This is a genomic window from Bradyrhizobium sp. UFLA05-125 (genome assembly GCF_059803515.1).
Window position 1 is genome coordinate 52997 of record NZ_JBANBJ010000021.1, and the last position, 25914, is coordinate 78910.

Below are 25914 nucleotides of genomic sequence, written 5' to 3' on the forward strand. Positions count from 1 at the left end.
CCGTGCCGCACATCGTCAAGAGCACGATCCTCGACGCGCCGACAGGCGCCGCATGGGCCGTGCTGCGCGATTTCAACGGCCATGACCGATGGCATCCAGCGGTCGCGACCTCCACGATCGAGCGCGCGCATCCCTCCGACAAGATCGGCTGCATCAGACGGTTCAAGCTGAAGGACGGCTCGGAGCTGCGCGAGCAATTGCTGGCGCTCTCCGATCTCGAACAGACTTTTAGTTACTGCCTCCTCGATACCCCCATTCCCATGTTCAACTACGTGGCCCATGTCCGTCTGCTGCCGGTCACCGACGGCGACCGTACCTTCTGGCATTGGGAATCCCGCTTCACCACGAAGCCCGACGACGCGGCCCGCATTACGCACATGGTCGCGGAAGACATTTACCAGGCCGGCTTCGAGGCCATCCGCCGGCATTTGAAGGAGGCCGCGTAATCATGTCTGTGACGGTGAAGACATTTACAAGTTCCAGCGAAGCAGCCGCGGCCCTCTCGTCGGACCGCAGCGCGCGCTATCTTGGCGGCGGCACGCTCGTGATGCGCGCATTGAATGAGGGAGACGTCTCGATCTCCACCGTCGTTCGCGCCAAGGACCAGGCGCTGGCGCGGATCGACGCATCTGGCCCGCGCATCACGATCGGCGCCGGCGTGACCTTTGGGAGGATTCTGGCGGAGCGCGACCTTGCCTTCCTGCACGCTCCCGCCCGCTCGATCGGCGGGCCTGCGGTGCGCAACATGGGGACGGTCGGCGGCAATCTATTCGCGCCCAATCCCTATGGCGATTTCACGGTCGCCCTGCTCGCGCTCGATGCCACCGTCGCCGTGCAAGGTGGTTTTGGCGCGCGCGACATCCCGATCGAGGAATTCCTGCAATCGCGCGAGCGGCAGGCTGGCACGCTGGTGCTGTCGGTTTCCTGCACGCGGCCCGCGAGCGCGGAGGCCTTCCGCTATCGCAAGATCGCCCGCATCAAGCCCAAGGGTGGCTCGGTCATCACGCTCGCGGCGCATTTGCCGGTCAGCGGTGGCCGCGTTGCCGGCGCGCGGATCGCGCTGGGATCGATGGCACCGACGCAGATCCGCGCGCGCGCCGCCGAGCGCGCGATGGAGGGGCGCTCGCTCGACGCTGCCACCATCGCAGCCGCGGCCTCCGCCGCAAGCGAAGGGACATCACCGTCCGACAATGCGCTCGGCGGCGCCTGGTATCGCCGCGAGATCGTCGGCGTGCATCTGCGACGTCTTCTCTCGGGTGAGGAATAGACCGCATGTCCAAGACTCCCCTGCAATTTCGTCACAACGGCCGCGAGGTCGCCATTTTCGTCGATGGCGGCACCAATCTGCTGGTCGCGCTGCGCGAACTGATCGGCGACATGACGCCGAAATTCGGCTGTGGCCAGGGCGGCTGCGGCACGTGCAGCGTGCTTGTGGACGGCGAGCTTCATCTCTCCTGCCTGACGCTTGCGGAGACCGTCGCCGGCCGCTCCGTCGAGACGCTCGACAGCTTGAAGCAGGGCCCGAGCCTGCATCCGCTCCAGCGCGCCTTCGCCGACAATTTCGCGGCCCAATGCGGCTACTGCACGCCGGGCATGCTCATGGCCGCAAAAGCTCTGCTCGACCGCAATCCTCAGCCGAGCCGCGCCGAGATCGTGGAAGCGATCTCCGGAAACATCTGCCGCTGCACCGGCTACGAGCCGATCATCAACGCCATCCTCGCCGCCTCAGGCGGCCGGGCCAGCGCCTGAGGACATTTGCCATGCTGGAATTGCGCAAAGACATCTTCGCCGACGAGCGCGACGACAATCTCAAGGAGATCGGCAAGGGCACGCAGCGCCAGGACATGCTCGGCCACGTCACGGGCACCTCGACCTATTTCGGCGATCACAAGCTGCAAGGCATGCTGCATCTGAAGGTCGTCCGCTCGGCCCATTCCCATGCGCGGCTGCGCCGTATCGATACAGCCGACGCCGAGCGCTCACCGGGCGTGCGCCGGATCATCCACGGCGCCGACGTGCCGCGCAATCTCAATACGCTGCTCAGCTTGATCAATTTCGGCAAGGACGACGAGCCGTCGCTTGCGGTCGACAAGGTCCGCTACAAGGGCGAGCCGATCCTCGCCATCGTTGCCGACAGCGAGCGCGAGGCTTTTGAGGCGATCGCCAAGGTGCGCATCGACTACGAGCCGCTGCCAGCCGTCTTCGACGTCGAGGACGCGCTGAAGCCAGGCGCGCCCGTCGTCAACGAGACTTATCCCAAGAACACTTTCACCTACCACGATGTCTACGACCACCAGAAGCTGCGCTTCGGCGATGCGGACGCGGCGCTTGCCACCGCCGATCACGTGCTGGAACAGCGCTACCAGATGTCACCGATCGAGCATGCGCCGACCGAGACCAACGGCGCGATCGCGGCGCCCGACACCAACGGCCGCTACGTCGTCTATACCTCGACCCAGGCGCTGTTCTTCTCGGTCGATACCTGCGCCAAGATCTTGGACGTGCCCTCCAACACCTTCCACTTCATCGGCGGCACCGTCGGCGGCGGCTTTGGCGGCAAGGTGGATACGTTGACTGAACCGCTCGCCATCCTCGGCGCCATGCTGACCGGGCGCCCCGTGCGCTACGTGTTCGGGCGTGAGGAGGAGATGCAATACGGTCCGCCGCGCGGCGCCGAGCGCATCTACATCAAGGATGGCGTGATGCGCGACGGCCGCATCGTCGCGCGAAAAATCCGCGCCTATTTCGACAGCGGCGCCTATACGCGGCTGTCGAGCTACGCCGCGGTCAAATGCGCCGCGCATTTGCCGGGGCCCTACACCATCCCCAACGTCTATGGCGACGTCTACTGCGTCTTCACCAACCGCACCCCGGCGACGGCGATGCGCGGCTTCGGCGTCACCGCGATGGACTTTGCCATCGAATGCCAGATGGACAAGCTCGCAAATCTCGTCGGCATGGACCCGATGGAGTTCCGCATCCTCAACGCCTATCGCGACGGCGACATGAAGGCGCATCGACGCGAGGCGAAGAATACCGCGCTGATCGAATGCGTCCAGGTCGCGGCCGAAAAGGCCAAATGGCCGATCCGCGAGGAGTTCAGGCGAGCCTCCTCGCGCAGGGACGGTGGCGGCAGTCGCGCTGTCATTCCGCCGACGCCGGCGGATTCTCGCGCGCGGCCAGCCGCCCCGGCGCAGCAGCGCACGAGCTATGACCGGCTGCCGCCTTCTGTCACCCGCGAGCCACTGCGTGAGCCGCCGCCGCCACCATCACCGTCGCCGCCATCACCACGGCCCACAGCGCCCTCGCATGGCGCAACCCGTTTCTCCTCCGTCTTCGGCACCAGGAGGCGCTAGATGACCAGGCATCGCGGACGCGGCATGGCGTCGATCAACTATCCGATCGGCATGAACCTCGGCGGCGATCCAAGCCAGGCGCTGGTTCATTCCAATCCGAGCGGCAAGTTCACGGTGGCGCTGTCTTCGATCGATCTCGGCCAGGGCATGAAGTCGGTCACGCGGCAGATCTGCGCGGAGACGCTCGGCGTGCCCGTCGAAGACGTCTATGTCGACACGGCCGATTCCGACACTGGCCCGCATTGCATGGGCTCGTTCGCCTCGCGCGGCACGCACCGCGTCGGCAATGCCGTGATGGCCGCTGCCCGCGAGGCACGCGGCGTGATGATGGAGGCGGCCGCCGAAGAACTCGAGGTCAACGCGGCTGACCTGGAAACCGACGGGCGCGGCAACATCCACGTCAAGGGCGCGCCGCACCGCTCGATCTCGACGAAGGACGTCGCGATCGCCGCGCAGTTCAAGCAGGGCAAGACCATCTCCGGCCGCGGTATCTTTCTGGTGCCGCTGTCAGACGTCAATCCGGAGACCGGCGAGATGTCGCCGGCGACCTGCTACGCCCATGCCTGCCTCGTCGCCGAGGTCGAGGTCGATGACGAAACCGGCGACGTCGCCATGGTGCGCATGGATTCGGCCTATGAGCTTGGCCGCGCACTCAACCCGCGGCTTGTCGAGCAGCAGCTCGTCGGCGGCGCCTGGATGGGCGTCAGCCACGCGCTCTACGAGACGCCGGAGCCCTATTATCCCGATCCCGTGCATGGACCGCGCGACTTCGTCGAATATCTGATGCCCGGACCAGGCGATATTTGCCCGCACGACATCGCCGTGCTGGAGCGCCCTGCTCCCGACGGACCCTTCGGTGCCAAGGGCCCCGGCGAGATGTGCGCCAATCCGGTGCTGCCGGCCGTCGCCAACGCGATTTTCAACGCCGTCGGTGTGCGTATCGACGATTTGCCGATCACGCCTGAAAAGGTGCTGCGCGCGATCAAGGCCCAGGGCGGCGCGCGGCCGCAGGCGCGGCGCTGAGGTTTGCCATGGCGGTCCGCAGCAACATCGTCGGCATCGATGGCCCGGAGGCGCTGGAGAAGGCGCTGCGCGCGGCCTATTACCTCGCCGACGAAGGGCTCGCGACCGCGGCCTATCTGGGCCTCGCGCTCGGCAAGCCGTTGCTGCTCGAAGGCGCGCCGGGTGTCGGCAAGACCGAGGCGGCGAAAGCGATCGCCGCCGTGCTCGGGCGCCGGCTGATCCGCCTGCAATGTTACGAAGGCATCGACGCGTCCGCCGCGCTCTACGAATGGAACTATCCGCGCCAGATGCTGGCGATCCGCCAGGCTGGCGACGAGAGCATCGACATCTATGGCGAGACGTTCTTGATCGAGCGTCCGATGCTCGCTGCGCTCCGCACGCCTGATTCCACGGTGCTGCTGATCGACGAGATCGATCGCGCCGATCAGGAGTTCGAGGCCTTCCTGCTCGAATTCCTGTCCGACTTCCAGATCTCCATTCCCGAGCGCGGCACCGTGCGCGCGGCCGAACGGCCCGTCGTGGTGCTGACTTCCAACCGCACGCGCGACCTGCACGAAGCCCTGCGCCGACGCTGCGTCTATCACTGGATCGATTATCCGACCGCCGAGCGCGAGGCGCGCATCGTGATGATGCGGGCCTCCAGCGTCGCCGAGGCAACGGCCCGTGCGGTCGTTACCGCTGTCGGCAAGCTTCGGCGCGAGCCGCTGAGCAAGGCGCCGGGAATCGCCGAGGCCGTGGACTGGGCCGAGGCCGCGACGCTGCTGCACAAGGGCGGTGCGCGCTGGCCGGACGCGTTCAAGCGCTCGATCGGCGTTGCGCTCAAGGATGAGGAGGACCTGCACTTCATCTCGCCGCGGCTCGACGCCCTGCTTGCGGAGGCTTCCGCATGAGCACCGAACCGCAGTTGCCGCGCGCCGTGCGCGTCTTCGTCTCCTTCGTCGCGCTGTTGCGCGCCAACGGTTTTGCCGTTGCGCCGGAACAAACGACGTCCTTCCTGGCCGCGATCGAGTTGCTCGGACCGCGCAGCCTCGACGACATCCGGCAGGCTGCCCTCGCAACGCTGGCACCGCCGCCGGAACGCCGCGCCACCTTCGACCGGATATTCGATCTGCACTTCCGCGGCAGCGAGGCGATCGAGCGGACCGATGAGGGTGAGGACGACGAGACCGTGCGGCTGCAAGAGGAAGGCCGCGGCGACGAGGAGCCGCTGCTGTCGGATGAAGCCAGCGAGTCCGGGCTGACAGCCACACGCGCCGAGGCTCTGGTCGAGCGGCGGTTCGCGGCCACCTCAAGCAGCGACGCGCTGCGCCGCCTGGCACGCGAGGCTCCGCGCCGCCTGCCCAAGCGGCGCGGCCATCGTCGCATGCGTGCGCGCCGCGGGCCCTTCGCCGATTTGCGCCGAACCCTCCGCGATACCGTCCGCAGCGATGGCGAGATTTTACGGCTCGGACACCTGAAGCGACGGCAGCGCCCGCGCAAATTCCTGCTGCTGATCGACGTCTCCGGCTCGATGAAAGCCCGTACCGAGGAGAACATGAAGCTTGCGCACGCGCTGGTGCAGGCCGCGCCAACGATCGAGGTTTTCACCTTCGGCACGCGTCTGACCCGCGTGACCCGCGCATTGCGCATCAAGCGCCGTGAGCAGGCGCTCAATGCCGCCGCACATCTCGTGAGCGACTGGGACGGTGGCACCCGCATCGGCGACGCGCTGCAAGCCTTCCTCGCCGTGCCACGCTTCGGCGGCTATGCGCGCGGGGCAGTGGTGGTCGTGGTCTCCGACGGCCTCGAGCGCGGCGAGCCCGACAGCTTGCGCGACGCCGTCGCAAAACTGTCGCGGCGCGCCTGGCGCGTGAGCTGGCTGACGCCCCTCGCAACAAGCCCCGGCTTTCGCCCGCAGACTGAGGCGCTGGTCGCGATCGAACGCTACGTCGACGATCTCGTCGATGGTGGATCGAGCGCGTCGATCGTCGCACACGTGCTGGCGCTCGGACGAAGGAGAGCGGCGTGACCGGTATCGTCGACGGCCATCACCACATCTGGCGTCAGGCTGACCTGCCCTGGCTGATCGGCCCCATGCAGCCGCGCATCTTCGGCGCGTACGAGCCCATCCGCCGCGACTATCCTATTCATGAATATCTCGAAGATATCAAAGACAGTGGCGTCGCCCGCTCTGTCTACGTCCAGACCAACTGGGCCAACGATCGTTTCGAGGACGAGGCCGCCTGGGTGCAGCAGACCGCCGATGAGCACGGCTGGCCGCATGCCATCGTCGCCTATGCCAACTTCGCCGCCGCGGACGTCCGTCCGCAGCTCGACCGTCTGGAGCGCTATCCGCTGATGCGCGGCGTGCGCATGCAACTCCACTGGCACGAGAACCCGCTCTATCGCTTTGCGGCGCGGCCAGATCTCTGCCGCAATCTCATGATCCGCCGCAACATCGCGCGGCTCGCGGATTACGGCTGGAGCTTTGATCTGCAGGTCTTCACGCCGCAGATGCCGGATGCGGCGGATCTCGCCGACGCCTGCCCCGACGTGACCTTTATCCTGCAACATGCGGGCATGCCCGTGGATTTATCGCCCGCGGGCCGCGCCGCCTGGCGCGTCGGCATGGGCCGTCTTGCAGCGTCCCCGAACGTCTACGCCAAGCTTTCAGGGCTCGGCACGTTTATCCACCGCAACGATGCCGCGCATATTGCCACCATCGTTGCCGACACCGTCATGATGTTCGGCGCAGAACGCTGTCTGTTCGGCTCGAACTTCCCGATTGAGAAATTGTGGACCAGCTATCGCGAGCTGGTGGACGCGTTCCGCGCTGCCGCTGCGCCACTGAGCGAAGCGCAGCGCCAGGCCATTTTCAGGACAACCGCGACGAGCGTCTACCGGCTCGGACCGTAGAGGCATCAAGGAAAACGAGACAGGGAGGGGAAAGAATGCCGCTGGAGATCAAGATCCTGGACTATGGCGATATCGAGCTGGAATCGAGCTTTCTGGTTCTGGGCCGCGACTGCGGCCGCACCCGGCGCGTCCTTACCCTCGGCTTCCTGATCCTCGGCGGCCCCTACCCGGTCGTCGTCGACACTGGCTACCGCTCCAACCAGATCATGGAGACGCTGGGCATGCGGGGCTTGCAATACCACGAGAACATGATCGAGAACCAACTCGCGCGCCACGGCGTACGCATGGGCGACGTCCGCTTCGTCTGCCACACTCATCTGCACATCGACCACGCTGGCAAGGACGATCTGTTCCCGATGAACACGACGGTCGTCGTCAACCGCCGCGAGCTCGAATATTCGGTCTCCGGCCTGATGCACCCGCAATATCCCGCGCCCGACATCAAGCACCTGGTCGACCGCCTGCACACCAAGAGCGCGCTGCGCTTCCTTGACCTCGAAATCACCGGTCCCATCGAGCTGATGCCCGGCGTCTATTGCGACGCTGCGAACGCGCACACCGAAGGCTCGATGAACATCATCGTCCACACCGCCGACGGCATCGCGACGATCTGCGGCGACGTGATCTACGATTTCAACGACCAGATCGTCACGCCCTTCCACGAGATCCACGACTGGGAGCCGCGCACGACCGGCAATCACGGCACCACCAAGCGCGCCGAGAAGGCCGCCATCAAGAAGCTCCTCAGCAATTCGCGCTATCTGCTGCCAGTGCACGACCGGCCCGCCAAGATCGAAGGCGGCAATGTCGTGGGGCGGTTGCATGACCAGGTGCCCGGACCGATCGTGCAGTCGCTGCCGGAGCGCAACTGGTTCCCTGCCTGATGAAACGAGGATCGAGCGATGACGCACGTCACCCTGCGTTCGGAATTCGAAACCCTGATCGATCCCTACGCGCCGGTCGGCCAGGTCGGCACCGGCTTTGAATTCACGGAAGGGCCGATTTGGCATCCGATTGATCAATACCTCCTGTTCTCCGACATGCCGGGCGACGTGCGCCGGCGCTGGGATGCGCGGCGCGGTGTCGTCGAGGTCAAGCGCCCCGCGAACAAATGCAACGGCATGACTTATGATGCCGAGGTGAACCTGATCGTTTGCGAGCATGCGACCTCGTCACTGATCCGCGAACGGCCCGACGGCCGGCGCGAGGTGCTGGCCTCGCATTTCCAGGGTCAGGAGCTCAACAGCCCAAACGACGTCTGCGTCCATTCCTCCGGCGCGATCTATTTCTCCGATCCCTGGTATGGACGCATGCCCGTCTATGGCGTCGAGCGGCCGCGGCAGCTTGGCTTCCAGGGCGTCTATCGCGTCATGCCGGGCGGCGAGCCGCAGCTCGTGGTCGAGCGCAATCTGTTCGATCAGCCGAACGGGCTCTGCTTTTCGCCCGACGAGAAACTGCTCTATGTCAATGACACCGTACAGGCCCTGATCCGCGTGTTCGATGTCAACGCAGACGGTACCCTGTCGAACGCCCGCGTATTTGCAAGCGGGATCAAGTCGGAGCTCGAACCTGGCCTGCCCGACGGCATGAAGTGCGACCAGCATGGCAATGTCTGGGTCACCGCACCCGGCGGCGTCTGGGTCTATTCGCCGCGCGGCGAGTTGCTCGGCAAGGTGCGGGTGCCCGAGCTCGTCGCCAATCTCGCCTGGGGCGGACCGGATTTCCGCACTCTCTATCTCACCGCGACGCATTCGGTCTACGCGATCCCGACCCGAACGGGGCCGCGGCACGAGCCCTATATGAGCGGCAAGCGTGGCGGCGCGGGCACCAGCTCTTCGGCAGCAGCACCGATCCTCACCGGCGGCGAGCTGCGGCTCGATCCACAGCGCTGCGCCATGATCATCCAGGATCTGCAAAACGACGTCGTCATGGACGGCGGGGCCTTTGCCGAGTCCGGTGCCCCCGTGCATGCGCGCCAACAGAACGTGATCGAGAACGTACGCCGGCTTGCGGAAGCTGCGCGCGGGCGCGGCGTTGCCATCATCCATGTCTGGTTCGTCGTCGAGCCCGGCGCACCCGGCGTCACGCTGAACGCGCCGTTGTTCGAGGGGCTGGTCGACAACAAGGCGATGGTGCGGGGGAGCTGGGGTGCGGCGCCCGTGTCCGGCCTCGAGCCACGGCCCGGCGATTTCGTGGTCGAGAAGATGCGCATGAGCGCATGGGAAGGTACGAAGCTCGAGACGATCCTCAAGGCGACGGGGCGCGACATGATCATCAACACCGGCGCCTGGACCAACATGTCGGTCGAGCACACCGCGCGAACCGGCGCCGACAAGGGCTATTTCATGATCGTGCCGGAGGATTGCTGCTCGACCATGAACGCCGACTGGCACAACGCCTCGGTCAACTTCGCCATGCAGAACGTCGCCGTCGTCACGAAGGCCGAGACCGTCATCAGAGCGCTGGGATGAGCGGTGGCAAAACTCCTGCACCTGTCATGCTCGCCGCGTGCCGACTCCGAGTCGAGTGCCGGTGCGCGCGTCTTTCTTGACGGCTTTCGTGAGGCGCACCCGGACTGGGACGTCGATGTGATGGATCTCTGGCGCGAGCGCATGCCGGAATTCGTCGGCCCGATCGTCGAGGCGAAGTATGCGCGCATGAAGGCGCAGGCATTCAACGACGCACAGCGCGACAGCTTTGCCGAAGCCGAGCGGATGGCGCTGCGCTTTTCGCTCGCCGACCGCGTCCTGATCTCGACGCCGATGTGGAATTTCGGCATCCCCTACAAGCTGAAACAGTGGTTCGACGTCATCATCCAGCCCGGCCTGACCTTCCGCTTCGATCCGTTGCAGGGCTATTTTCCTCTGCTGAAGGACCGACCGACGCTGGTGATCCTGGCAAGCGGCAGCGATTTTGCGACCGGGATGAACCGCGGCCGCATCGATATGGCGACGCCCTATTTGCGCGAAGCGCTGCGCTTCATCGGCGTGAACGACGTCCGCTTCGTGCCGATCGGCCCGACGGCCGGACCGGCCGATCCGATCCGCGCCGCCCGCGACAGCGCTCATCGCCGCCTCGCTGACCTGGCGAAGCGATTCTGACCTTACGAGCCGGCCCGCGCCTTCCGCGCAGCGATCTGCTGAAGCGCCCAACGCGCGTTCTTGCGCACGTCAGGATCGGGGTCGTTGGCGACCACGGCAAGGTAAGCCTCGCCCTCGGGATCGGCGATCTCTCCAAGCGCCGCGGCTGCCTCCTTACGCAAATTCGCCTGCTCGTGGTTGATGCCATTACCGATCGGGCGCACCGCGCGTTCGATCTTCATCTTGCCGAGGCTGCGGATGGCCTTGAGCCGCACTTGCCAGAACTCGTCGGCAAGCGTGGCGATGAGCTGATCGGCGGCGAGCGAACCGTTGACGTTGAGCCCCAGCGTTTCGGCAGCCATCTCCCGGACCATCCAGTCGGCGTCCTTCAGCGCGCGCGTGATCGTCTCGGCAGCCGGCCTCATCTGCGAGAAGGCGAGCGCGCTTACCGCGGCGCGGCGTACGTGGGCGTCGGGATCGTGGATCAGCGCGGTCAGCGCTGGAATCGACTCTTCGAGCTTCAGGAAGCCGATGACGCCAATCGCCTGCACGCGCACGGCCGCATCACCATCCTGGAGCGCTTCCAGCGCAGGCTTCAGCGTGTCCTTGCAGCGCAGCTCCTTCAGTGCACGCAGCGCGCCCATGCGGACGAAGGCGTGGGCATGCCTGACCAGCGGCAGAATGATGTCGGCGCAGGCGGGATCCTTGAACTCGGCCATGCTGTCGGCTGCGGCCGATGCCACGATCCGTTCGGGGTCGACGAGCAGCTTGACGAGCGCACCCGCCGCCTCCGGCCCGTCGAACTCTCCGAGCGCCATCGCAACCTGCTGGCGCACGCCGGCGTCGGGATCGGACACCATGCTGGCGAGATGGCCGATCGCGGCGGGATCGCCGGAATGACCGAGCGCGATGATGGCGACGCGGCGTTCGGCGGGGTCCGCGGCCTGAAGCCGCTCGTCGGCGTCGTCGAGATCGTCGTAGGATTCGAACGGGCTCGACATGCTCACCTCAGGAGATAGGGAATGTTGACGGTGACCGCGCCGGTCGGGCAATCGGCCTCGCAGGGCATGCAGTACCAGCATTCGTCATAGGCCATGTAGGCCTTGCCGGTCATGTCGCTGATGCGGAGCACGTCGAGCGGGCAGACGTCGACGCACACCGTGCAGCCCTTGTCCGCGATGCATTTGGCATCGTCGACCACCACCGGGACCGAGGTCTGATAGGAAGCGAGAGGCATTTCGAGATCTCCTGTTGCGTTGCTGTTCGGCGGCTCAGGCGCTCGCCCGGATGCGCTGCTTGTCGTAGAGGTCCTTCTCGTCGTCGGCGATCGGCACGACATAGGGTTCGACCGCGCGCTTCTCGCTGGTCATCTTGTCGTCCTTCTTGCTGAGCAGCGTGTGGCAGAACCAGTTCTCGTTGTCTTTCTCCGGGAAATCCGTGCGCCAGTGGTAGAGGCCCCAGCGGCTCTCCTCGCGGTACAGCGAGGCGTGAGCCGCCATATCCGCGCAATCCATGATCGACTGCACCTCCAGCGCGCGGAGCAATTCATGCGCGTTGCGCGCGATCATGCGGTCCTGCATGTCCTCGCGTGCCTCGGCGAGGCGGCGCATGCCAAGCTCGTATTTGCGGGTCACCTTCGGCGGCTGGAGGTAGTCGTTCACGAGACGCCGCGTCTTGTACTCGATCTGGTTCGGTGGAATGCCGTCCTCGCGCGTGGTCGGCGCCATCACGCGCTCGCGCTCTTTCGCCACCTCGCTCGGATCGATTTCCGCAAAGTCGTGGCCGTCAGCGAACTCCATCGCGTCGATGCCGGCGACCGAGCCGTTGGTGAAGGCGCCCAGCATGTAGTTGTGCGGCACGCTCGCCATGTCGCCGGCGGCATAGAGTCCCGGCACGGTGGTGCGCGCATTGTCGTCGACGAAGACGCCAGAGGCGCTGTGGCCAGAGCAGAATCCGATCTCGGAGATGTGCATCTCGATCGATTCACTTCGATAGTCGACACCGCGCCCCTGCTGGAACAAGCCGCGCGTCGGCCGCTCTACCTTGTGCAACGTGGACTCGATCTCCGAGATGGTGTCGGCATGCAGATGCTTGAGCTGGAGGAACACCGGCCCCTTGCCGGACAACAGCTCGTTGTAGAACTCGAGCATCATCTGGCCCGACCAGTAGTCACATTCGATGAAGCGCGAGCCTTCGTTGTTGGCGGTGTAGGCGCCGAAGGGCCCCGCGACATAGGCACAGGCCGGGCCGTTATAGTCCTTGATCAGCGGATTGATCTGGAAACATTCGAGGTTCGCGAGCGCCGCGCCGGCGTGATAGGCCATGGCGTAGCCGTCGCCGGAATTGGCGGCGTTCTCGTAGGTGCCGAACATGTAGCCGGAGGTTGGCAGCCCGAGCCGGCCGGCGGCGCCCATGCACAGGATCACCGCCTTGGCCTTGATGATGAGCATTTCGGCGGTGCGCGTATTGACGCTGATCGCACCGGCGATGCGGCCGTCGGCGGATTTGAGCAACCGCGTCGCCATGTAGCGGTTGGAGATCAGGATGCGGGCGCGGCGGAGCTGACGGTAGAGTGCCTTCTTCACGGTCTCGCCGTTCGGCATCGGCAGGACGTAAGTGCCGATGTGGTGCACCTTCTTGACGGCATAGTCGCCGTTCTCGTTCTTCAGGAAGCGGATGCCGAAGCTGTCGAGCTCCTCGATGATCTTGTAGCAGTTTTGAGCGTATTTATAGACCGCCTTCTGATCGACAATTCCGTCGTTCGCGATGGTGATCTCCTTGGTGTACTGCTCTGGCGTCGCGTAGCCGGGAATGACGGCGTTGTTCAGCCCATCCATGCCCATCGAGATCGCGCCGGAGCGCTTGACGTTGGCCTTTTCGAGCAGGACGACGTTGGCCTTCGGGTTCTTCAGTTTCGCTTTTAGCGCCGCCATCGGACCGGCCGTTCCGCCGCCGATGACGAGCACGTCGCAGGAAACCTCCGAAAGTCCGTCGACAATCTGATCTAGTGCCATCGCTTGCTCCTGGTTCGCCGGCACGTCCGGCGCCTTTGCATCAGATTTGTTCAGGTGGCTTACCGGCGATAGCAATTAGTTGTCGCCGGAGAGAGATTTGCCCTCTCACCGCTCCACGAACGCTTTCTCGATCACGAAGTGGCCGGGCTGGCTGTGATTGCCTTCGGCAAAGCCGCGGTCCCTGAACATCATGTGGAGCTCTTCCAGCATCGCCGGGCTGCCGCAGAGCATGATGCGATCCGTGTCGCGGTCGAGGCCGGGCTGGCCGATGTCGTCGAAGAGCTGGTTCGAGGCGATCAGGTCGGTGATGCGGCCGCGATTGCGGAACGGCTCGCGCGTGACGGTCGGGTAATAGATCAGCTTGTCCCTGATCAGGGGACCGAAGAATTCGTGGGCCAGCAGACTCTCGACCAGGTGCTCGCCATAAGTGAGCTCGGAAACCTGGCGGCAGCCATGGGCGAGTACGATGCTCTCGTAATTCTCGTAGACGTCGGGGTCCTTGATCAGGCTTGCGAAGGGCGCGAGCCCCGTGCCGGTGGACAGCAGCAACAGCCGCTTGCCCGGAATGAGATTGCCGGTGATCAGCGTGCCCGTGGGCTTGCGGCCGACCAGGATGATGTCGCCCTCCCTGATCTTCTGAAGCCGCGAGGTGAGCGGACCGTCCGGCACCTTGATCGAGAAGAACTCGAGCGTCTCCTCGTGATTGGCGCTCGCCATGCTGTAGGCGCGCATCAAAGGCCGGCCGTCGACCTCGAGCCCGATCATGGCGAACTGGCCGTTCTGGAAGCGGAAGCCGGGATCGCGCGTCGCGGTGAAGCTGAACAGGGATTCGGTCCAGTGCTTGACCGAGAGGACCGTCTCCTTCTGAAAAGCGCTCATCGTTCGTCTCTCCTTGCTTGCCCGACGCCGGGGAAAGTTTCGGAGAGGCGCTATTGCCGCAACGGCGAACTGGCGTTCCCGGTCGATTAGTTTCACATTTCGCGGGCAATGACCGAAGAGGAGGCAGCCGCGCTTTCCCCGTGACCGTCGCGTCCGCTCTTGTCCGGCAATTAGTTGCTATCGCGACGCTTTCTTGGCTGGCTAGAAGGAGACCGGAGGCTTGCCACGACCATGACTGCTCTGACCGCACCAACGGTGACCGACTATGCAGCAAGCGCCGATCTCGCGACGCTCGTCGTGCGCACCACGGGCGAAGGCGAGGTCATGCTCACCGCCGAGCAGCTCCGCCTCTCCTGCAAATGCGCCCACTGCACCCGCGCCCGCTTCGACGGCCGCTTCCCCCAGGAGTTTCCGGGCATCGCCATCACCGAGATCGGCGACCTCGGCTATGGGCTGAACATCTCGTTCTCGGACGGCCACAATCGCGGGATTTACCCGAAACCGTATTTGCTGAGTTTGGCCGAGCGCCCGGACGGTTAGATAGCCCCACCCTCCGCTTTCATGCCCCCCGCAGGCGTACGCCGGGACGGTGTCCCTTGGCTGCGCCACGCTACTTTGCATGGGGTTGTTTTCGAGATTTTGCGGGAACGCCCCTTCCTCCCCCCGTCTGGCACGGACATTGCTCCTCTTTAGAACGGTTTGAACAATCCGGAGGCAGGTGATGTTGCAGGCGGCCAATGCGGTTCGCGGGACTGTTCCCGCAATGGTCCGGTCTGCCGGAAGCTCTTCGCTGCTGCTCACCGAGAACCAGCAGTGGATCGGTGGGCCGCCGCCGCTGATGGACAAGCTCACGCCGCGCGAGCGCGAATTGGTGCTGAAGCAGGGACGCCGCAAGGTGCTCAACCGCGGCCAGACGCTGTTCAGCCAGGGCGGCAAACATGACGGCATTTGGCTGATCGAAAGCGGCCGCATCCGCGTCTTCTACACCTCGCCGCTGGGTCGCGAGATCACGCTCGCCTACTGGCATGTCGGCAATTTCGTCGGCGGGCCCGAAGTCTTCGAAGGCACCGTGCATCAATGGTCAGGCGTCGCATCCAGCAATTGCAGCGTCGTGCACCTTCCCGGAAAGGAGCTGCGAACGCTCGCGGCCGAGATCCCCAACCTGGCCATCGGCCTGATCGAAGGGCTGACCTTCAAGGGCAAATGCTATTCGGCGCTGGCGCAGATGCTGGGGACGCGCTCGATCACCCAGCGCCTCGCCCATCTGATGCTCCACCTCGTCGAGCTCTATGGCGTGGAAGACGCCGACGGCAGGGTGATCGCGGCCGCATTCACCCATGCCGACATTGCCCACATGGTCGGCGCGACCCGGCAATGGGTCACGATCAGCCTGAAGCGCATGCAGGAGAAGGGAATCGTTCAGACGAAGCGCTCCCAGATCGTGGTCTGCCGCCCCGACATCCTGGAGGAGATGCGCGGGCTGGCGTCCGATTGAGACCGGTGCACATGCTATTGGCTTTCAACTGCAAAACTGCCCAAGGAGTATGCAACCGGTCTTTCCCGGCAACTAATCGACTGCGGCGGTAAATCCGGATTTGCCCTGTCCGCCCCCTCACCCAATCATGGCAACCACAGCACATCCAACCGAATGAGGATGAGAATGGTCCGCCATCTTCCCACACTCTCGATCGCGATGTCGGTGACGTCGCTGGCGCTCCTCCTGGCGCAGCCCGCGACGGCGGAGACAGTCACCCTCGGTATCGGCACGCAGGACACCACGACCAATACGGTCACCGCTGGCGTCGTCATCCGGCAGCTACATCTCCTCGAAAAGTATCTGCCAACCGACGGCAAATACGCCAGCATCAAGTTCGAGCTGGAATGGCAGAATTTCACGTCCGGCCCGCCCGTCACCAATGCGATGATGGCGAACAAGCTTCAGATCGGCATGATGGGTGACTACCCGCTGATCGTGAACGGCTTCACCTTCGAGAGCAATCCCGAGAGCAAGAGCCGGCTGATCGGCGTCGCCGCCTATAGCCTCTCCGGCTCCGGCAACGGCATCGTTGTCCACAAGGATTCGCCCTACTACGATCTCGCCGATCTCAAGGGCAAGCTCGTCAGCGTGCCCTTCGGCTCCGCCGCGCACGGCATGGTGCTGAAGGCAATGCAGGACCGCGGCTATGCGTCCGACTTCTTCCAGCTCGTGAGCCAGAGCCCCGAGGTCGGCTCGACCAACCTGCAGGAGAAAAAGATCGACGCCCATGCCGACTTCGTGCCCTTCGCGGAGCTGCTGCCATTCCGCGGCTTCGCCCGCAAGATCTTTGACGGCGTCGAGACCAACCTTCCGACCTTTCACGGCATCGTCGTACGCACCGATTTCGCCGAGAAATATCCGGAGGTCGTCGTCGCCTACATGAAGGCGATCATCGCCGCCAACCAGTGGCTGCGCGACAATCCCAAGCTCGCGGCCGAGAAGATCCAGGAGTGGACCGGCATCAGCAAGGAGGTCGTCTACATCTTCTTAGGCCCCAGCGGCAACATGACCACCGATCCCACGATCAAAGCGGCGCTGATCGAGGCGGCCACCACAGACGTCAAGGTGCTGCAAAACCTCGGCCGCATGAAGGAGTTCGATCCGAAGAAGTGGGTCGATGACAGCTACATCCGCAAGGCTTATGCCGAGATGAAGCTCGACTATGACGCGCAGCTTGCGAGCACCAAGAACTACGAGATCTCCGGCGAGGATAGCTTCTGCAAGAAGCCGATCCTAGCTCCGCGCAAGGCCGGTGAGGTCTGGGTGGATGAGGCGGGCATCCTGCCCTTCGCGAGCGCGTCCTGCACGCTCGGTGCCTACGCCGACTTCAAGGCCAAGGGCAAGAAGATCAACGTCGCCTACGTCTTCGACACCACCCGCGGCATCAAGCTGTTCGCCGACCAGGCCTTCTATGCGGTCGGCGACGGCGACGTCGCGCCGTTCCTCCTGAAGAAGGACGCGGAAGCCTATGCAGCCAAGATCAACGGCAAGGTTCTCGGCTTCGACGATGCCGTGAAATCGGCGGTCACCGGAGGCAAGACGTGAGCAGCAGTCCCGCCATCTTGCGCCATCAAGAGGCCGCAATGCCGGCAGCTGCAGCCGCCGTCACCGAAGCTGACCCTGCGCCCGTCACGGTGCCGACCCCCGCTCCGCCGTCATTCGGCGCCTTGGCAGGGCGCTGGTACCGGCTCAACCAAAACAGGTTGCGTGCGACCGCCATCGGCGTCGTCTCGCTCGCGGCCTTCCTGCTCGTCTGGCATCTGCTTACGACCTACCGCGTCGTGTTCTTCGTGCGCTTCACCAACGTGCCCTCGCCGCTGGCGGTCTATGCGAGCTTCACCAAGGCGATCCACGATCCCAAATTTCTGCTGCATATCCTCTTGAGCTGCCGGCGCATCTTCTTCGGCTTCTCGCTGGCGGCCATCGTCGGCGTGCCGCTCGGGCTGATCATGGGCCGCTTCAAGCTGGTCCATGAGGTGGTGTTCCCGGTTGCGGAAGTGCTGCGGCCGATACCGGCGATCGCCTGGGTGCCGATGGCGATCATGCTGTGGCCGACCAACGAGCAGAGCATTGTCTTCATCACCTTCCTCGGCTCGTTCTTCCCGATCCTAGTCAACACGCTACACGGCATGTCGCTGGTCGATCCCGTGCTGGTGCGCGCCGCGCAATGCCTGGGGGCTCGCGAGCGCTCGATCTTCCGCGAGGTGTATTTTCCGGCCTCGCTCCCGCACATCTTCACCGGCCTCACCATCGGCATGGGGGTTGCCTGGGTGTCGCTGATCGCGGCCGAGATGATCTCCGGACAATACGGCATCGGCTACTTCACCTGGGAGGCCTATTCGCTGGTCCAATACGCCGACATCGCGCTCGGCATGATCGCGATCGGCGTGCTCGGCCTCGGATCGAGCCTCTTGATCCGAGGCGCCGGACAACTGGTGATGCCATGGAGGGCGAAATGAGCGAGATCGCGACCGCCAGCCCGCAGGGGCATATCGAGGTCAAGAATTTTTCGCTGATCTACGAGACCATCGACGGGTCGGTCGAGGCCGTCACCAATACGCATATCCATGTGAAGCCGGGCGAGTTCGTCTCGATCGTCGGACCCTCCGGTTGCGGCAAGTCGACCTTTTTGAATGCGGTGGCCGGGTTTCTCAAACCCACCACCGGCACCATCACGGTCGACGGCGAACGCGTGAGCGGGCCGAGCGCCGAGCGCGGCATGGTGTTCCAGCAATATTCGCTATTTCCCTGGAAGACGGTGCGCGAGAACGTCGAGTTCGGCCTGAAGATGCGTGGCATGCCGCGCTCGCAGCGCGAGCGCGCAGCGCGCACGCTGCTGGGGCTCGCGGGCCTCGAAGCCTTCGAGAAGCATTATCCGGAAAAGCTCTCCGGCGGCATGAAGCAGCGGGTCGGCATCGTACGAGCGCTCGCGACGGGGCCGAAGGTGCTGCTGCTGGATGAACCGTTCGGCGCGCTCGACGCGCAGACCCGCGTGATCATGCAGCAGATCCTCACCAACATGTGGCAGCGGCTGAAGATCTCGGTGCTGTTCGTCACCCACGACATCGACGAGGCGATCTTCCTCTCCGACCGCGTCTACTGCATGACCGCGCGGCCCGGCTCGATCAAGGCGGAGATCCCGATTCCGCTGGAGCGGCCGCGGCAGCAATCGATGATGATGTCCTCGGAATTCCTGGCGCTGCGCCGCGGCCTGATGTCCCTGATCCGCGAGGAGAGCCTGAAGGCGATGGGCGGCGAGATCAACGATTTGGGCATGCAAGGATTGAACATCGAGCTGCGTGGCCATTCGCTGGCGGACGTGTTGTAGTTCACCGCATCCTGCTTGCGGGAAGAGGTGTGCGCGAGCCTTCGTCCCTCACTTGAACCAATGCACCAGGCCGATGCTGATCCCGAGCAGCAGCATCAGCGACAGCGTCACCGCGGCCGTCACCCGTCCCCCGACATTGGCGAGCACGCGCACGTCGACGCCAAGGCCAAGTGCGGCCATGGAGACGATGGTGAGGAATGTGGTGATCTTCGTCACCGGACCGACCACCGTTGAGGGAACGATCTCGAGCGAACGGAGCGTGGCGAGCGCGAGGAAGCCGAGGATGAACCAGGGCACGAGCCGGAAGAACCCGACGCTGGTCTTCTTCGCCCCGCCCTGCCGACGCGAGGCAATGAGCGAGAGGCCGACGACGACCGGCCCCAGCATCAGCACGCGCATCAGCTTCACGAGCGTTCCGATCTGCGTGCTGACCAGCCCGGCCGGCACGGTCGCCGCGAGAACCTGCGGCACGGCGTAGACGGTCAACCCTGCGAGAATGCCATACTGCGTAGCCGTCAGTTGCAGGAGTGGGATCAGCAGCGGCAGGCCCAGCACCATCATCACGCCGAGTATCGCGGTGAAGGAGATCGAGGACGCGATCTCCTCATTGTTGGCGCCGATGATCGGCGCCACGGCGGCAATCGCCGAGTTGCCGCAGATGGAATTGCCGCAGGCGATCAGGATCGACAGCCGTGTGGACAGGCCGAGCATGCGGCTTAAGCCAAACGAGACGCAGAGCGCGACCACGACCACGGCGGCGATCGAAGCGAGGAGCGTCACGCCGGACGCGGCGATTGCGGCAAAGCTGATGGAGGCCCCGAGCAGCATCACTGCGACTTCGAGGAGCTGCTTGGCGCTGAAGGCGACGCCGGCCTGCCAGCGCTCGGATGGTTTCCAGAAACTGCGCACGGCCATGCCGAGCAGGATCGCCATCACCAGCGCCTCCACATAGGGATGTGCGAGGGCGTGCCGTTCCGTAGCTTCAAGAACAGCTGAGATGCCGGCAATGCCGATGCAGAGGAGAACGCCTGGAATCAGCGCCACAATCCGGCCGGCGGTGGTCACCGGTCTTGCGCCGGCTGAAGAGGATGCTTCGTTCTGGGCCACTCAAATCTCCCGAAGGAGAAGATTTTATGCGCGAGAGGGCGCAAGAGGGCAATATATTTTCTATCCGGGCCGACGGAAGCAAGTAATGTCCCTAAAGACAATTCTCCTGCGCGCCTCGGCCCAAAGGGCGGCGTTGGAACACATTGCAGGCAAAAAGGAGCGGCTGGTCGATGGCCTAGAAGATCAGGCCCTTCGCGAGGGAGGCGACGCGGCTAAAGCCGTCGAAAACGCCGGGCTCGAAGAAGGCGGCCCGGGCGAGCACGATGGCACCGACCAGCGACCAGAACAGACCGGTGCCGGTCCACAGCAGATATTTGGAGGCGCGCGACTGCGGCCGGTCATCCCTTCCCGGGGCCAGTCGCTCACCAAAAGGCTCAAAATTTGCGCGTTCCATCGCGAAGCCAATCCACTGAATTCTTAACGGAATGTCGTCGTTTCCGTCTCTCACGGCAATGGAACTGATTGGCTTTTTTTGGCGCTGCGCGGGAAATTTCTTCCGCCGGGACAGACTACAACGATAGCTTTCTTCTTTGGTGGCGTCTGGGCCCAAGCCCCCCGCGCGGGTCGGCGGTAAAGTGCGACGATCGCGCCAGCCGCTTTCGCCGGACTTGAGACCATCCATGAACATCGAATTGCCGCGCCAGCAGCTCGACCTCGCCTCGGTGATCGCCGAGGGCGACATCCGCTGCCTCCTGATGGTGCTCGTTCACATGACCGGCGACGAGCGCTGGCTCGCCCCGCCCTATTTGCCGAAGCGCGATATCCGCCTCATCCCGGATCCCGAGGCCGGCGTGCCGAGAGACGTGCAGGACGAAATCCGCGCCGCCGTGGTCGAACTTTTTGCCCATGGCCATCCAACACCTGTGATCACCGATCCCGGCGAGGAGCTGCTTCTGAAGATGATGCGTGCCTGCCTCGGCGAGAATGTCGCGCCGGAATATGCGCCGCTGATGCGCGAGGAGATGGGCTTTGTGCCGCGCGAGGCGCGCTGGAGCAGACGTCCGTCCGACGCGCAATTGGCGCGGCAGCATGTGCTGATCGTCGGCGCCGGCGTCTGCGCCATTGCGCTTGGCGTGGCGCTCGGTCATCTCGGCATCCCCTACACTATCGTCGAGAAAAACGCCGAGCTCGGCGGCACCTGGTGGATCAACCGCTATCCCGGCTGCGGCGTCGACACGCCGAACCATTCCTATTCCTACTCCTTCGGCGCGCGCAACGAATGGACGCGTTATTTTTGCCAGCGCGAGGAGTTGCTCGATTACCTCAAGAAGGTCGCGGACGAATTTGGCCTGCGCAAGCATCTGCGGCTGAACACGCAGCTGACCTCGTCGCGATGGGATGAGAGCAAGCGCCGCTGGTTCTCGACGCTGAGAACGAGCCGCGGCGAAGAAATGTTCGAGTCCACGGCACTCGTCAGCGCGATAGGCCAGCTCAACGATCCCTCGCGCGCCCGCTTCAAAGGCGAGGAGGATTTCAAGGGCCAGATCCTCCATTCGGCGCTGTGGTCGGATGACATCAAGATCGATGGCAAGCATATCGCCGTGATCGGCACCGGCGCGACCGCGATGCAACTCGTACCGTCGATCGCACCTCGCGTTGCTTCCGTCACCGTCTACCAGCGCTCCGCGCAATGGGCGCGGCCGGTGAAGGGCTATTCCGATCCAATTACCGCGGGTGCGCGCTGGCTGCTCGCGCATCTGCCGCTCTATGTGCAGTGGTACCGCTTCAACATGTTCTGGCGCTATGGCGACGGCCTGTTGCCGTTCCTGCGCAAGGATCCAGCCTGGCCGCATCCGGAACGCGCGGTCAACAAGGGCAATGACCGGCATCGCCAGGAGTTGACGGACTTCATCCTCTCCGAGCTGAAGGACCGCCCTGACCTGATCGCCAAATGCGTGCCGACCTACCCGCCTTACGGCAAGCGCATCCTGCTCGACAACGGCTGGTTCAAGACGCTGACGCGCGGCAATGTAGATCTGGTCACCGGGGCGATCGATCATGTCGATTGCGATGGCATCGTGACATCCGACGGCCAGAACCGCGCGGCCGACATCATCGTGGTCGCGACCGGCTTCAAGGTCACCGAGATGGCGGCGCGCCTCGATATCACCGGCCGCGACGGCAAGAATCTCCGCGACGCCTGGGCGGGTGACAATCCAACCGCGTTTCTCGGCCTCACCGTCCCGGGCTTCCCGAGCTTCTTCTGCATGCTCGGCCCGAACTCCGGCCCGGCGCATGGCGGCAGCGTGATCTTCCAGTCGGAATGCCAGAGCCGCTACATCTCGGCTTGTCTCGTCGAGATGATGCAGAACGGTGTCGCCGCCATCGACGTCCGCCAGGATGTGCACGACGATTACATCCGGAAGGTCGACACCGAGCACGAGGCGATGATCTGGACCCATCCGGGCATGACCACCTACTACCGCAACGCTTGCGGACGGGTGTTCTCAGCGATGCCGTGGCGCTTCGTGGACTACTGGCGGATGACGCACGATCCGGATCTCAGCGACTACCGCCTGACGAAGGTGTGAACCTGGCGGCGCCCGGCGTCGGCCGGTGGCTGCGCGACGGGCGCTTGCGAGACCGAAGGTTGCGCAAGAGACGGCGCCGAACCGGCGCTATCGACCGCACGGATGCGTGGCGCCTGAGCCTTCGGCGTGCGAACCAGAAACGCCGGCGGCTGTGCCGGTGGTTTGCCCGATCGGATGTAGGGTTCCCATTTCAGATACCTGGCGCGGCGCTGTCGCGAAATGCGATCGCGCGTGACATAGCCCGCTGCAAACGAGATCGCGGCGACCAGGACAAGGATGAGAACGCCAAGCATTCGGACCGTTCCGTACGAAGATTCGGATCGTTTCTATCAATGCCAGCAACCTAACCCCGATGTGACCATTTCGAGGAAATTTAGAGACGACGTGAACTGAAGCGTGATCCCTGTTTTTCGCGCCGCGCGGAACTTTTGCGCGAGATGCGAAACGGGCACATTTAGAGATCTACAACTATGGAGCGACAACGCAGTACGCGTATCGACCCGGTGCGCGATCATCAAACCCGATGCGACGGCACCGTTCATGCCGCAAGGCTGCCCTCGACTGGCGAGAACGGCAGACCGAGACTCTCCGCCACCGCCTTGTTGGTGATGCGGCCGCGATAGACGTTGAGGCCGTTGCGCAAATGCGGATTCTCGAGCACGGCGGCAAAGCCCTTGGCCGCGAGCGTCAGGCCGAACGGCAGCGTGGCATTGTTCAGCGCCTGGCTCGATGTCACCGGCACCGCGCCTGGCATGTTCGCAACACAGTAGTGCACGACGCCGTCGACCTCGTAGGTCGGCTCGGCATGGGTCGTCGGGCGCGAGGTCTCGAAACAGCCGCCCTGGTCGATCGCAACATCGACCAGCACGGCGCCGGGCCGCATCGACTTGAGCATCGCGCGCGTTACAAGTTTCGGAGCGCTCGCACCGGGCACCAGCACCGCGCCGATCACGACATCGGCAGAAAACACCTCGTCCTCGACGGACTCGATCGTGGAGAAGCGCGTGCGTACGCGCCCCAGAAACACGTCGTCCAGCTCGCGCAGGCGCGGGATGGAACGATCGATGACGGTGACCTCTGCACCGAGCCCCGCCGCCATGCGTGCCGCCTGGGTTCCGACGACCCCGCCGCCGAGCACGACGACCCGCGCCGGCTGCACGCCGGGGACGCCGCCAAGCAACACGCCGCGTCCGCCTGCCGAACGCTTGAGTGCGGCGCCGGCCGCCTCGATCGCGAGACGGCCGGCGACTTCGCTCATCGGCGCGAGCAGAGGGAGGTGGCCGCCCGCGTCAGTGACCGTCTCATAAGCAATGGCGGTGCAGCCAGAGGCGAGCAGCCCCTTGGTCTGCGCGGGATCCGGCGCGAGGTGAAGATAAGTGAAGAGGATCTGATTCTCGCAAAGCTGCGTCCACTCGCTCTGCTGCGGTTCTTTCACCTTCACGATCATCTCTGACTTGGCAAAGATCTCTCGCGCGCTGCCGGCAACCGCAGCGCCCGCCTTGCGGTAGATTTCGTCGGAGGCGCCGATGCCCTCGCCTGCGCCGGTCTCGACCCAGACCTCATGCCCGGCTGCGACATATTCGCGAACGGCGCCCGGGGTGAGCCCGACGCGATATTCCTGCACCTTGATTTCCTTGGGAACACCAACGCGCATGGCGAGCTCCTTGCCGTAACGTCTTGATTCTTCTCTCCATGTTAGCGGCCGCCGCGGTTTGGTTTCGTGCAAATATCAGCTAGTTTCGGCTCCCGGACGCCGGTTTCCGGCGCTGATTGGCCCTTCCACGCTGGAAACGAAACCTTGGCCCTTGACCGAAAAGATCTCGCCATCCTCGCGGAACTCACCACCAATGCGCGAGCCAGTCACACCGAGCTCGCCAACAAGGTCGGCCTGTCGAGTACGGCGCTGGCGCGGCGGCAGAAGGCGCTGGAGGATGACGGCTATATCCACAGCTATCAGGCCGCGCTCGATCTCGGGCAATTCGGGCTCACCACGACGGTGTTGGTACGGATCGCGCTGGAGAGCCAGAGCGAGGAGGCGCTGAAGGCCTTCGAGGCCGAGGTCGTGAAATGCCCCTCCGTCGTGCGCTGCTTCTTGATGTCGGGCACCGACGACTACATCCTGATCGTGCTCGCGCGCGACATCCAGGATTTCGAGCGCATCCACCGCACCGAGCTGTCGCGCCTGCCTCGTGTCGCCCGGGTGCAATCGAGCTTCGCGCTGCGCGAAGTCGTCAACCGCGCCGTGCCGACAGTGGTGTTCGGCGAGATGAGACGCTAGCGCGGGCCTCTGGCTCCTCGCCTCCTTTGTTTCGAATGATCTCAAGGCGCTGCGGGCTGCATGCATGCAGGACCGCGATACCTCCTTGCGCGGCACCAACGAAAACTGCGACGAGGGCGCGGCAATTCGGCTTGTGCGCCACATCGCGCAATCGCGCGAATCCTCTTTCGACCCCTTGGTAGCTGATGTAACGTGCGGGAGAGCCGCTACCGGGATGTGCCGAAATCACGGCAATTACTTGCGGCCTTTGTGCCTACGGCGGGCATCGCAACTTTCATCATTTCAGATACTGCGGCTGTGACGACTAGCTCGAAACGGCATGAATAATTGTTTCCATAACCTCGGAAGGAGGACATCCCATGCATTTTTGCCTCACCGGACAATATACGCCACGCGCTCTCAACGCCATTTTGGAAAACCCCGCGACCAATCGCCAGGAGGCGGCGAGTAAACTCATCGAAGCAGCCGGCGGAAAGCTGATCTCGATGTACAGCGTTGCGGCCGACGGTCCCGGCGTTCTGGTTATATTCGATGTACCCGATCCGAGTGCGGCTCCGGCCATATCCGGCCTGACCGTCACCGCCGGCACCCTGCAGAACGTAAAGCTCACTCGACTGTTCACGCACGACGAGATCAAGCAGGTGCGGCAGAACGCAGCCAAGCTGCGCTCCTCCTATAGCCCCCCGGGCAGCTAGAATCTGAACCGCTCCAGATGCGATGCCGCCGCCGCTCTACCGTTGCGAGCGGCGGCGCGTTCACGTGCCGACGCGGCCCGGCCCGCCTCCCTTTGAATGAAAGACGGGGAGCATCACGTCGTCCGCACCAGGCCTCTGTCATCCAAACGCCCCTGTCATCTAATTGTCATCGAATGTGCCGAGACCTGTTG

General features: G+C 64.3%; 27 protein-coding genes. 19 read left to right on the forward strand and 8 right to left on the reverse strand.

Translation table 11 applies throughout. The features are described from left to right. Positions 1 to 2: 2 nt before the first annotated feature. The 11 genes from SO156_RS19970 to SO156_RS20020 are packed head-to-tail and all read left to right on the forward strand — an operon-like array spanning position 3 to position 10375. Positions 3 to 446, forward strand: coding sequence for an SRPBCC family protein (locus SO156_RS19970; protein ID WP_458146408.1), 444 nt, complete (start codon positions 3 to 5; stop codon positions 444 to 446). A gap of 2 nt (positions 447 to 448) precedes the next feature. Next, positions 449 to 1267, forward strand: a complete 819-nt coding sequence (locus SO156_RS19975) for an FAD binding domain-containing protein (RefSeq protein ID WP_498535978.1) — start codon at positions 449 to 451, stop codon at positions 1265 to 1267. Between the two features lie 5 nt (positions 1268 to 1272). Continuing rightward, positions 1273 to 1749, forward strand: a complete 477-nt coding sequence (locus SO156_RS19980) for a (2Fe-2S)-binding protein (protein WP_458146406.1) — start codon at positions 1273 to 1275, stop codon at positions 1747 to 1749. An 11-nt stretch (positions 1750 to 1760) separates the two neighbouring features. Beyond that, positions 1761 to 3356, forward strand: a complete 1596-nt coding sequence (locus SO156_RS19985) for a xanthine dehydrogenase family protein molybdopterin-binding subunit (RefSeq protein ID WP_498535979.1) — start codon at positions 1761 to 1763, stop codon at positions 3354 to 3356. Next, positions 3357 to 4379, forward strand: coding sequence for a xanthine dehydrogenase family protein molybdopterin-binding subunit (locus SO156_RS19990; RefSeq protein ID WP_458146404.1), 1023 nt, complete (start codon positions 3357 to 3359; stop codon positions 4377 to 4379). It begins immediately after the preceding gene. An 8-nt stretch (positions 4380 to 4387) separates the two neighbouring features. Continuing rightward, the gene (locus tag SO156_RS19995) at positions 4388 to 5269 is read left to right on the forward strand and encodes an AAA family ATPase (RefSeq protein ID WP_498535980.1); all 882 of its coding nucleotides are present in this window, start codon (positions 4388 to 4390) and stop codon (positions 5267 to 5269) included. Next, complete coding sequence (locus SO156_RS20000) at positions 5266 to 6387, forward strand: vWA domain-containing protein (protein WP_498535981.1); 1122 nt, start codon at positions 5266 to 5268, stop codon at positions 6385 to 6387. The genes SO156_RS19995 and SO156_RS20000 overlap by 4 nt, the downstream gene beginning before the upstream one ends. Then, on the forward strand, positions 6384 to 7274 hold the full coding sequence (locus SO156_RS20005; protein WP_498535982.1) for an amidohydrolase family protein: 891 nt from the start codon (positions 6384 to 6386) through the stop codon (positions 7272 to 7274). The genes SO156_RS20000 and SO156_RS20005 overlap by 4 nt, the downstream gene beginning before the upstream one ends. A 35-nt stretch (positions 7275 to 7309) precedes the next feature. Continuing rightward, complete coding sequence (locus SO156_RS20010; protein ID WP_498535983.1) at positions 7310 to 8158, forward strand: MBL fold metallo-hydrolase; 849 nt, start codon at positions 7310 to 7312, stop codon at positions 8156 to 8158. Positions 8159 to 8176: 18 nt separating this feature from the next. Next, the gene (locus SO156_RS20015; RefSeq protein ID WP_498535984.1) at positions 8177 to 9745 is read left to right on the forward strand and encodes an isochorismatase family protein; all 1569 of its coding nucleotides are present in this window, start codon (positions 8177 to 8179) and stop codon (positions 9743 to 9745) included. Between the two features lie 3 nt (positions 9746 to 9748). Next, entirely contained in the window at positions 9749 to 10375 is a 627-nt protein-coding gene (locus SO156_RS20020; protein WP_458146398.1) for an FMN-dependent NADH-azoreductase, read from the forward strand. 2 nt (positions 10376 to 10377) lie between these two features. Here the strand turns inward: SO156_RS20020 and SO156_RS20025 are convergent, their stop codons facing one another. From SO156_RS20025 to SO156_RS20040, 4 genes are all read right to left on the reverse strand, one after another. After that, positions 10378 to 11355, reverse strand: coding sequence for a HEAT repeat domain-containing protein (locus tag SO156_RS20025; protein ID WP_498535985.1), 978 nt, complete (start codon positions 11353 to 11355; stop codon positions 10378 to 10380). Between the two features lie 2 nt (positions 11356 to 11357). After that, entirely contained in the window at positions 11358 to 11591 is a 234-nt protein-coding gene (locus tag SO156_RS20030) for a 4Fe-4S dicluster domain-containing protein (protein ID WP_008141081.1), read from the reverse strand. A gap of 34 nt (positions 11592 to 11625) precedes the next feature. Then, positions 11626 to 13368 carry a fumarate reductase/succinate dehydrogenase flavoprotein subunit gene (locus tag SO156_RS20035; protein WP_498535986.1) on the reverse strand — a complete coding sequence of 581 codons (1743 nt, stop codon included), beginning with the start codon at positions 13366 to 13368 and terminating at the stop codon, positions 11626 to 11628. A 105-nt stretch (positions 13369 to 13473) separates the two neighbouring features. Next, positions 13474 to 14247, reverse strand: coding sequence for a ferredoxin--NADP reductase (locus SO156_RS20040; protein ID WP_498535987.1), 774 nt, complete (start codon positions 14245 to 14247; stop codon positions 13474 to 13476). Between the two features lie 231 nt (positions 14248 to 14478). Between SO156_RS20040 and SO156_RS20045 the strand changes: the two genes are divergently transcribed. The 5 genes from SO156_RS20045 (at position 14479) to SO156_RS20065 (ending at position 19112) form a co-directional block, all read left to right on the forward strand. Further along, positions 14479 to 14787: a gamma-butyrobetaine hydroxylase-like domain-containing protein gene (locus tag SO156_RS20045; protein ID WP_458146394.1), complete on the forward strand. Its 309-nt coding sequence runs from the start codon at positions 14479 to 14481 to the stop codon at positions 14785 to 14787. A 181-nt stretch (positions 14788 to 14968) separates the two neighbouring features. Continuing rightward, entirely contained in the window at positions 14969 to 15742 is a 774-nt protein-coding gene (locus tag SO156_RS20050; protein WP_458146393.1) for a Crp/Fnr family transcriptional regulator, read from the forward strand. Positions 15743 to 15907: 165 nt separating this feature from the next. Continuing rightward, positions 15908 to 17329: an ABC transporter substrate-binding protein gene (locus SO156_RS20055; RefSeq protein ID WP_498535988.1), complete on the forward strand. Its 1422-nt coding sequence runs from the start codon at positions 15908 to 15910 to the stop codon at positions 17327 to 17329. Positions 17330 to 17367: 38 nt separating this feature from the next. After that, complete coding sequence (locus tag SO156_RS20060; RefSeq protein WP_498535989.1) at positions 17368 to 18243, forward strand: ABC transporter permease; 876 nt, start codon at positions 17368 to 17370, stop codon at positions 18241 to 18243. After that, positions 18240 to 19112, forward strand: a complete 873-nt coding sequence (locus SO156_RS20065) for an ABC transporter ATP-binding protein (RefSeq protein WP_498535990.1) — start codon at positions 18240 to 18242, stop codon at positions 19110 to 19112. The genes SO156_RS20060 and SO156_RS20065 overlap by 4 nt, the downstream gene beginning before the upstream one ends. Positions 19113 to 19160: 48 nt before the next feature. Here the strand turns inward: SO156_RS20065 and SO156_RS20070 are convergent, their stop codons facing one another. Next, positions 19161 to 20219 carry a YeiH family protein gene (locus SO156_RS20070; protein WP_458146389.1) on the reverse strand — a complete coding sequence of 353 codons (1059 nt, stop codon included), beginning with the start codon at positions 20217 to 20219 and terminating at the stop codon, positions 19161 to 19163. A gap of 175 nt (positions 20220 to 20394) precedes the next feature. Then, a complete protein-coding gene (locus SO156_RS20075; RefSeq protein WP_498535991.1) occupies positions 20395 to 20847 on the reverse strand; it encodes a hypothetical protein in 453 nt (150 codons plus the stop codon). On the opposite strand from SO156_RS20075, the gene SO156_RS20080 reads away from it, so the two are divergent. After that, complete coding sequence (locus tag SO156_RS20080) at positions 20840 to 22750, forward strand: flavin-containing monooxygenase (protein WP_498535992.1); 1911 nt, start codon at positions 20840 to 20842, stop codon at positions 22748 to 22750. The two genes, SO156_RS20075 and SO156_RS20080, sit on opposite strands and share 8 nt — an antisense overlap. Here the strand turns inward: SO156_RS20080 and SO156_RS20085 are convergent. Both SO156_RS20085 and ald read right to left on the reverse strand, forming a co-directional pair. After that, positions 22729 to 23043, reverse strand: coding sequence for a hypothetical protein (locus SO156_RS20085; RefSeq protein WP_458146386.1), 315 nt, complete (start codon positions 23041 to 23043; stop codon positions 22729 to 22731). The two genes, SO156_RS20080 and SO156_RS20085, sit on opposite strands and share 22 nt — an antisense overlap. Before the next feature lie 245 nt (positions 23044 to 23288). Further along, positions 23289 to 24404 carry an alanine dehydrogenase gene (gene ald, locus SO156_RS20090; RefSeq protein ID WP_458146385.1) on the reverse strand — a complete coding sequence of 372 codons (1116 nt, stop codon included), beginning with the start codon at positions 24402 to 24404 and terminating at the stop codon, positions 23289 to 23291. 144 nt (positions 24405 to 24548) lie between these two features. Between ald and SO156_RS20095 the strand changes: the two genes are divergently transcribed. Both SO156_RS20095 and SO156_RS20100 read left to right on the forward strand, forming a co-directional pair. Next, on the forward strand, positions 24549 to 25028 hold the full coding sequence (locus SO156_RS20095) for an Lrp/AsnC family transcriptional regulator (RefSeq protein WP_458146384.1): 480 nt from the start codon (positions 24549 to 24551) through the stop codon (positions 25026 to 25028). Positions 25029 to 25387: 359 nt separating this feature from the next. Further along, positions 25388 to 25723, forward strand: a complete 336-nt coding sequence (locus SO156_RS20100) for a GYD domain-containing protein (protein WP_498535993.1) — start codon at positions 25388 to 25390, stop codon at positions 25721 to 25723. Positions 25724 to 25914: the final 191 nt, after the last annotated feature.